Below are 7,511 nucleotides of genomic sequence, written 5' to 3'. Positions count from 1 at the left end.
GAGCATCGCGAATTGATTTCTGCCGTTCGTATTGTTTTTGGACATCATAACTACCACTCCTTGTATTCGATTTCATAAATCTATTATAAAAGAAAAGACCGTAGACAGCATCCATAAAATGGACTTTGTCTACAGTCTGAGCACTCGAAATTTTTCGAGTGCTTTTTGAATTAACCGAAGTAATTGATACCCATAGCCTGTTTGACTTCTGCCAAAGTATCAGCAGCTACGGCTTGTGCCTTTTCGCTGCCTTCCTTAAGCATTTGCATAATAGCGTCTGGATCTTTTGCATATTCTTCACGGCGAGCTCGAATGGGTCCAAACTCAGCTTCTAAGACTTCAATTAAATAACGCTTAATCTTAACATCGCCCAGACCGCCTCGACGATAGTGCTCTTTTAATTCAGTGATCTTTTCTTTGTCTTTACCGAAAACATCTAGGTAGGTGAAAACCATATTACCTTCAACTTGACCAGGATCCTCTACATGAATATGATTTGGATCGGTGTACATACTCATGACTTTTTTCGCCAGCACGTCGGCGGAGTCTGCTAAATAAATACCGTTCCCCAATGATTTACTCATTTTTCCATTGCCGTCAATACCCGGCAGACGGCCTTGACCTTTTTCCGGAAAAACGCCTTTTGGTTCAACTAAAACTTCACCGTACGTGTGATTGAAGCTTTGAACAATTTCTTGTGTTTGTTCCAACATTGGTTTCTGATCCTCGCCAACTGGAACTAAGTTAGCTCTAAAAGCAGTAATATCGGAAGCTTGAGAAACTGGGTAAATAAAGAAACCGGTAGGAACACTTTCACCAAATTTCTTTTGTTCAATTTCTGATTTTACTGTCGGATTCCGGCGAACACGTCCAACACTGACAAGATTTAAATAGTACATTGTCAGTTCTGCTAGTTCAGGAATTTGCGATTGAATAAAGAGTGTTGAGCGTTTCGGGTCTAGCCCTACTGCCATATAATCTAACGCAACTTGCAAAACATTTGATGAAACTTTTTCTGGATTTTTTGCGTTATCCGTTAACGCCTGCATATCGGCGATCATAATAAATAATTTATTTTCAGGATCTTCTTGCATCAGAACGCGGTTTTTTAGCGAACCAACATAATGCCCTAAATGTAATTGTCCAGTTGGACGATCTCCAGTCAAAATGATATTTTTCATTAACTCACCTTTTCGTAAAAATTCTTTCAATAGTCTCTTCAAATACTAACCTTTTTTTTTAAACATGACAACTCTTATCATCATTTTTATTAAAAGTACAAAGCACGTAAATGTTATAAAATATCACATCGAAAGAGAAGTTGTTGAAAAACTTTTTTCGAAGGCTGAGTTTTTTTCTTTACAAAGTAAAAAAATTTAGCTTATAATTAAACTCACATTGGAAAAATTAGAAAATGCTAAGGGAAAATGAGGTGGTAAGACATGCCAATGGTTGAATTTAAGCATGTGGAAAAATACTATGGGAAGTTTCATGCCTTAAAAAAAATTGACTTGTCCTTTGAAAAGGGAGAAGTTGTCGTGGTGATCGGACCATCTGGATCAGGAAAGAGCACGATGTTGCGTTGTATTAACGGTCTAGAAGATATTTCTTCTGGAGAATTATTGGTTAACGATAAGAACTTGCATAGTAAAGATGTAAAATTAAAGGACATTCGAAAAAATATCGGAATGGTTTTCCAACATTTTAATCTCTATCCAAACAAAACAGCGATAGAAAATATTACGTTAGCACCGATTAAAGTCTTGAAACAGTCCTCTGAAGAGGCAACTAAGGCTGCTGAGAAATTACTAAATCGCGTAGACATGTTAGATAAGAAGGACTCTTATCCTTCCATGTTATCTGGGGGACAGCAACAACGGATCGCCATCGCTCGAGGTTTAGCGATGAATCCCGACTTGCTGCTTTTTGATGAGCCAACATCTGCGCTGGATCCGGAAATGATCGGTGATGTATTGAATGTTATGAAGAAAATCGCGCGAGATGGTATGTCCATGATTGTTGTTACTCACGAAATGGGATTTGCCAAAGAGGTGGCAGATCGAATTATTTTTATGGCTGATGGAGAGGTTTTAGAAGACACTCGTGATGTCAAAGGATTTTTTGAGAAGCCTCAAGACGAAAGAGCACAACAATTTGTCAGCAAAGTAATCAATCATTAGGAGGCTGCTTATGTCAAAGTTAAAAAAATTAGTCTCCTTGTTCATTCTTCCGCTGCTGCTTATGATTGTGCTGTCTGGATGTAAAGGAGAAAGTGTCGCAAACGAAAACATCGCGAAACGAATCAAAGAGGAACCAACGATCATCTGGGGCGTAAAATACGATACGCGTCTATTCGGTATGATGGATATCAAAACGCGTAAAGTTGAAGGCTTTGATATAGATATTGCTAAGGCTATCACAAAGGAAATTCTGGGTAAGGATGGTAAGGCAGAATTTGTTGAAGTAACTTCAAAAACCAGAATTCCGTTACTAAAAAATGGAAATATTGATGCGATCATTGCGACTATGACAATCACTGAAGATCGAAAAAAAGAGGTCGATTTTTCTGATATCTATTTTGATGCAGGACAAAGCTTGTTAGTTAAGAAGGGGAGCCACATCAAAGATATCAAGGATTTAACATCGGAAGACACTGTTCTTGCTGTTAAGGGATCGACTTCAACTATCAATATCCGGAAACATGCACCAGAAGCAAATATTCTCGAGCTTGAAAATTATGCAGAAGCATTTACAGCGTTGCAGTCTGGACAAGGTCAAGCAATGACGACAGATAATGCGATCTTATTGGGGATGGCATCAGAAAATGACAATTATGAGTTAACCGGCGGCACTTTCACAAATGAACCGTATGGAATTGCCATTAATAAAGGACAGGATGATTTTGTAAAGGAAGTCAATGCTGCGCTGCACAAGATGCATGATAATGGCACCTACAATAAAATTTTCGAAAAATGGTTCCCTAAAGATGCAGATGGTCGAGCGAAGAAGGGAGCGCAGTTCTAATGACACAATTATTTCAAACATTTTCTGCTGATTTTGTCAGCGGGTTTAAGTATACAATCTATGCAAGTTTATTAGCTTTGGTATTTAGTTTGATCATCGGGACATTGATGGCAATCTTGCAGCTGTCTCACAATCGAATTATTCGCAGTTTAGCGAAGGCCTATGTTGCATTTTTCCGAAATATCCCATTGTTGATCATTGTAATGTTTTTTTATGTCGTAGCTCCAATGTATTTTTACAGCTTTGATGGTTTTCAGGCGGGTACGATCGGACTAACAATTTATACTTCAGCATTCATAGCCGAGACTGTCCGTTCGGGGATTCAAACTGTCCCTAATGGGCAAATGGAAGCAGGATTATCTTCCGGATTCTCTTATTCTGAGACAATGCGGTATATAGTGCTGCCGCAAGCCTTCAAAATCGTTGTACCTCCATTGGGAAATCAATTTATCAATTTGATTAAAAACTCATCGATTTTGGCAATGGTAGCGGGCTTGGACTTGATGTATCAAGGAGATTTAATCGCCAGCACGACTTTTAACACGTTCGATACGTACATTATTGTTGGGGTGTTTTATTTGATCCTGACGTTGCCATTGTCTTATCTAATGAACTATTTAGATAAACATTGGTCAAATGCCTAGAAGGGAAGGAGTAAAAGAATATGAGTGAAGCTTTTTCATGGATTAATTTGCGATTTCTTTTAGATGGGCTATGGGTGACGATTCAAGTTTCAGTTGTCTCAATCATTTTTAGTATGGTTCTTGGAGGGGTAGCGGGAACAGTAAGGTATAGTAATGTTCCGATTCTTTCACGAGTCGTCGGTATCATCGTTGACATCATTCGGAACTTACCATTGTTACTGATTATTTTCTTTACCTACTTTGCTTTACCACAAATTGGGATTAAGCTGAACATCTTTTGGGCAGCTGTTGCTGCATTAACGATATTCGAATCAGCGATGCTATCAGAAATATTTCGTGCCGGCTTGAACGCTGTACCGATTGGTCAAACCGAAGCAGGGATGTCCTCAGGTTTGACCTATGTTCAAACACTGACAATGATTGTCATGCCACAAGCGTTCAAATCAATGCTACCGGCAATTTTGAGTCAGTTGATTTCTCTAATTAAAGATACATCGTTAGCTGTCATTATCTCATTACCAGAACTGACCCATAACGCCAAAATTATTTACGGACAAAATACTAATTATGTCATTCCAATGTTTATTGCGATGACCGCCATGTATTTTGTCGTTTGTTACTTACTATCACTGCTTTCTAACTTTTTGGAAACGAGCAAATACAACTATTAAAATAGCGAAGATCTCCCGGCTTAAAAATGCGGGAGGCCTTCGCCTTTTTATTTGTTCACTCTTTTTCATTTTCAGTTTTTCGTTCAGTCTCTTTCATAGCTGGATCTTCATAAATGGCACCAGCTTCTGTTTTACCAAGTTTTTCTAAGATACCTGGTTCATGGTCATCTTTTCTGTACTCTTTTTGTTTTTCGGCTTCCTTTTCAGTTGCTTTGATTGCGGGATCTTGATTACGATCACCGGCTGAAACTTTACCCATATTTTCGGTCAGTTCTTTTTTATCCATTTTATCCACCTCTCTCTACAATAGTTTAGCACTGATTGTTATCCATTCAAAAGAAAACGCTTTTTATAAGACAGGGTTCTGGGGCTTGAAAAATTTTAATAAAAAGTGGAAAATAGGGTGGTACTTGTAACGAGATAGGATGATTGTTTTGTCAAATGAACGACCAATTGGATTTATCGACTCTGGCGTAGGCGGTTTGACGGTAGTCAAAGAAGCGATGCGTCAGCTTCCAAATGAAGAGATATTATATCTTGGGGATACGGCCCGATGCCCGTATGGACCACGACCAGCTGAGCAAGTTATAGAGTTTACTTGGCAGATGACTCGTTTTTTATTGAAGAAAAATATTAAAATGCTTGTGATTGCATGTAATACAGCTACTGCGGTAGCCTTAGATGAAATCAAAAAGAACGTTGATATTCCTGTAATCGGTGTGATCCAACCCGGCTCACGTGCTGCATTAAAAGCCAGCAATACGGGTCGTGTAGGTATTATCGGAACATTAGGAACAGTCAAGAGTGGTTCTTATAAGCATGAGTTACAGGAAAAAGCTCCAGATACTTATGTATCAAGTCTGGCTTGTCCAAAATTTGTACCTATTGTTGAAAGTAATCAGTTCAATAGTTCAGTAGCAAAAAAAATAGTTTCTCAAACTCTAGCCCCATTGAAAAAAGAGAAATTGGATACCTTGATTTTAGGATGTACCCACTATCCCTTGTTGCGCCCGATAATTCAAAATGAAATCGGACAGCAGGTGACATTGATTGATTCAGGAGCAGAAACCGTCAACGATGTCAGCACTTTACTGGACTATTTCAATCTAAATAATTATGAACGAGAAGAAATAAAGAAAAGGACTTTTTACACGACAGGATCACCTAAAATGTTTAAAGATATTGCGGGCGATTGGTTAAATATTACGAATTTGAACGTAGCTCATATTGAATTAGGAGGAGAATAATTTGCGACATGATGGAAGAACAGTTCAGCAGTTGCGACCGATCAAGATCGAAACAAATGTTTTTAAACATCCAGAAGGCTCAGTTGTCATCTCATTTGGCGATACGAAAGTGATTTGTTCAGCAACGCTGGAAGATTCTGTGCCACCCTTTTTAAGAGGAAGTGGGACTGGGTGGGTAACTGCTGAATACAGTATGCTACCAAGAGCAACAAATACGCGTAATCGTCGCGAAAGCGCTAAGGGAAAGTTAACTGGACGAACGATGGAGATTCAACGTCTGATTGGCCGGTCTCTACGTGCTGTGATCGATTTAGAGAAATTAGGTGAACGCAGTATCATTGTTGATTGTGATGTAATCCAAGCGGATGGCGGAACCAGAACTGCTAGTATCACTGGAGGTTTCGTTGCTTTACGTTTAGCAATCAATAAATTATTGGCTGTTGGCGAATTAGTTGAGGATCCAATCAAAGAACACTTAGCTGCCATCAGTGTTGGTATGCTGCCAGATGGAACCGTTGTGACTGATCTGGATTATCAAGAGGATTCTTCGGCTGCCGTAGATATGAATCTTGTAATGACCGAATCAGGTCGTTTTGTTGAGATTCAAGGAACTGGCGAAGAAGCGACTTTTGACGATACTGAGTTGAATGCGTTGATTTTACACGGGAAAGCAGGGATTGAAGAACTGATCACTTATCAAAAAGAAGTCCTTTTTCCAAACATTGAAACGGAAGATAAAACCATTGTAATCGCTACGCGTAATCCTGGAAAAGCAAAAGAATTCGCAGCATTATTCGCAAAAGAAGGCTATCAAACGAAAACGCTATTAGATTATCCTGATTTACCCGATGTGGAAGAAACAGGAAAGACATTCGAAGAAAATGCTCGTTTAAAAGCTGAAACTATCGCTCATATTTTGCAGCAACCAGTATTAGCAGATGATTCCGGCTTAGTTGTGGATGCTTTGAACGGAATGCCTGGAATTTTCTCTGCCCGCTTTGCTGGTGAACGAAAAAGTGACGCGGCTAACAATGCAAAATTATTGCACGAATTGACTGATATACCAGACGAAAAAAGAAATGCTCGTTTTCATTGCACATTAGTTTTTGCGGCACCACGAAAAGAAAGTTTAGTAGTCGAAGCGGATTGGGAAGGGCGAATCGCTCGGATTCCACAAGGAGACAATGGTTTTGGCTATGATCCATTATTTATTGTTCCTGAGTACAATAAGACATCAGCTGAATTAACAGCTGAAGAGAAAAACGATATCAGTCATCGCGGGATGGCCGTCAAAGAATTAGAAAGAACCTGGAAAGAATGGCTGGAGGAGAATAAATGAAATATTTAGTTGTTAGCGATAATCATGGTGACCGCAGTATTTTAGTGGAAATCGTTAATCGTTACGTTGGAATGGTAGATCACATGTTTCATTGCGGAGACTCTGAGTTAAAATCAAATGATGAATTGTGGGAACACTTTACAGTGGTTACTGGAAACTGTGATTATGATCCTGGGTACAAAAAAGAGCAAATCATCACGATTGGAGACGATATTATTTATATTACACATGGACATCTTTCGAATGTGCGCTTTGGTCTTACAATGCTTTCACTGCAAGCAGAAGAGGTCGGTGCAAATATTGCCTTATTTGGACATATTCATCAAGCTGTAGCTGAACTAGATAAAGATATCCTATTTGTAAATCCTGGCAGTATCTCACAACCTCGAGGCCCTGTTCGAATCCCTAGTTATGCTATTATTGATAGTGAAAACACGGGATACCGTATTCAATATTATAATCGTGCTCATCAACCGATCGAAGAATTAGCGGTAGATTTTGAACGTTAGTTCCTAATTTTTATTAAACATTTGGAGAAACAACGCTTTCTTTTAACTGTTAAGGTAAAATAAAGAAGAAGACATTA

The 7,511-nt window shown here is 38.9% G+C and carries 9 protein-coding genes; 7 read left to right on the top strand and 2 right to left on the bottom strand.

Annotated elements, in window-relative coordinates; translation table 11 throughout:
- Positions 1-170: 170 nt before the first annotated feature.
- Positions 171-1,181 (bottom strand): tryptophan--tRNA ligase, encoded by a 1,011-nt coding sequence (gene trpS, locus E6139_RS15660; RefSeq protein ID WP_316404099.1) that lies wholly within the window; start codon positions 1,179-1,181, stop codon positions 171-173.
- 261 nt (positions 1,182-1,442) lie between these two features.
- On the opposite strand from trpS, the gene E6139_RS15655 reads away from it, so the two are divergent.
- Genes E6139_RS15655 through E6139_RS15640 form a run of 4 tightly spaced genes read left to right on the top strand, consistent with a single transcriptional unit; the run spans position 1,443 to position 4,339 of the window.
- Entirely contained in the window at positions 1,443-2,180 is a 738-nt protein-coding gene (locus E6139_RS15655; protein ID WP_316404098.1) for an amino acid ABC transporter ATP-binding protein, read from the top strand.
- Positions 2,181-2,190: 10 nt separating this feature from the next.
- Complete coding sequence (locus E6139_RS15650) at positions 2,191-3,024, top strand: transporter substrate-binding domain-containing protein (protein WP_316404097.1); 834 nt, start codon at positions 2,191-2,193, stop codon at positions 3,022-3,024.
- Positions 3,024-3,668: an amino acid ABC transporter permease gene (locus E6139_RS15645; protein ID WP_316404095.1), complete on the top strand. Its 645-nt coding sequence runs from the start codon at positions 3,024-3,026 to the stop codon at positions 3,666-3,668. The genes E6139_RS15650 and E6139_RS15645 overlap by 1 nt, the downstream gene beginning before the upstream one ends.
- Positions 3,669-3,688: 20 nt before the next feature.
- A complete protein-coding gene (locus E6139_RS15640; protein WP_316404094.1) occupies positions 3,689-4,339 on the top strand; it encodes an amino acid ABC transporter permease in 651 nt (216 codons plus the stop codon).
- 55 nt (positions 4,340-4,394) lie between these two features.
- On the opposite strand, the gene E6139_RS15635 is transcribed toward E6139_RS15640, so the two are convergent.
- Positions 4,395-4,625, bottom strand: a complete 231-nt coding sequence (locus tag E6139_RS15635) for a hypothetical protein (RefSeq protein WP_316404093.1) — start codon at positions 4,623-4,625, stop codon at positions 4,395-4,397.
- Between the two features lie 139 nt (positions 4,626-4,764).
- Between E6139_RS15635 and racE the strand changes: the two genes are divergently transcribed.
- The 3 genes from racE to E6139_RS15620 are packed head-to-tail and all read left to right on the top strand — an operon-like array spanning position 4,765 to position 7,434.
- On the top strand, positions 4,765-5,586 hold the full coding sequence (gene racE / locus E6139_RS15630; RefSeq protein WP_316404092.1) for a glutamate racemase: 822 nt from the start codon (positions 4,765-4,767) through the stop codon (positions 5,584-5,586).
- Position 5,587: 1 nt separating this feature from the next.
- Positions 5,588-6,925, top strand: a complete 1,338-nt coding sequence (gene rph / locus E6139_RS15625; protein ID WP_316404091.1) for a ribonuclease PH — start codon at positions 5,588-5,590, stop codon at positions 6,923-6,925.
- Positions 6,922-7,434, top strand: coding sequence for a metallophosphoesterase (locus tag E6139_RS15620; protein ID WP_316404090.1), 513 nt, complete (start codon positions 6,922-6,924; stop codon positions 7,432-7,434). The genes rph and E6139_RS15620 overlap by 4 nt, the downstream gene beginning before the upstream one ends.
- Positions 7,435-7,511: the final 77 nt, after the last annotated feature.

Origin of the sequence: Enterococcus sp., assembly GCF_032555305.1 — a bacterium.
In the GTDB taxonomy this organism is placed as follows: Bacteria; Bacillota; Bacilli; order Lactobacillales; family Enterococcaceae; genus Enterococcus_A.
Note: the sequence above shows the minus strand (reverse complement) of the source record. Positions and strands in the feature narration are given on the sequence as shown.

Bases quoted from the DNA above. Each gene is read 5' to 3' on its own strand.
- E6139_RS15650 (WP_316404097.1), top strand. From the start codon at position 2,191: ATGTCAAAGTTAAAAAAATTAGTCTCCTTGTTCATTCTTCCGCTGCTG.
- E6139_RS15645 (WP_316404095.1), top strand. From the start codon at position 3,024: ATGACACAATTATTTCAAACATTTTCTGCTGATTTTGTCAGCGGGTTT.
- E6139_RS15620 (WP_316404090.1), top strand. From the start codon at position 6,922: ATGAAATATTTAGTTGTTAGCGATAATCATGGTGACCGCAGTATTTTA.
- E6139_RS15655 (WP_316404098.1), top strand. From the start codon at position 1,443: ATGCCAATGGTTGAATTTAAGCATGTGGAAAAATACTATGGGAAGTTT.
- racE (WP_316404092.1), top strand. From the start codon at position 4,765: ATGATTGTTTTGTCAAATGAACGACCAATTGGATTTATCGACTCTGGC.
- trpS (WP_316404099.1), bottom strand. From the start codon at position 1,181: ATGAAAAATATCATTTTGACTGGAGATCGTCCAACTGGACAATTACAT.
- E6139_RS15635 (WP_316404093.1), bottom strand. From the start codon at position 4,625: ATGGATAAAAAAGAACTGACCGAAAATATGGGTAAAGTTTCAGCCGGT.
- E6139_RS15640 (WP_316404094.1), top strand. From the start codon at position 3,689: ATGAGTGAAGCTTTTTCATGGATTAATTTGCGATTTCTTTTAGATGGG.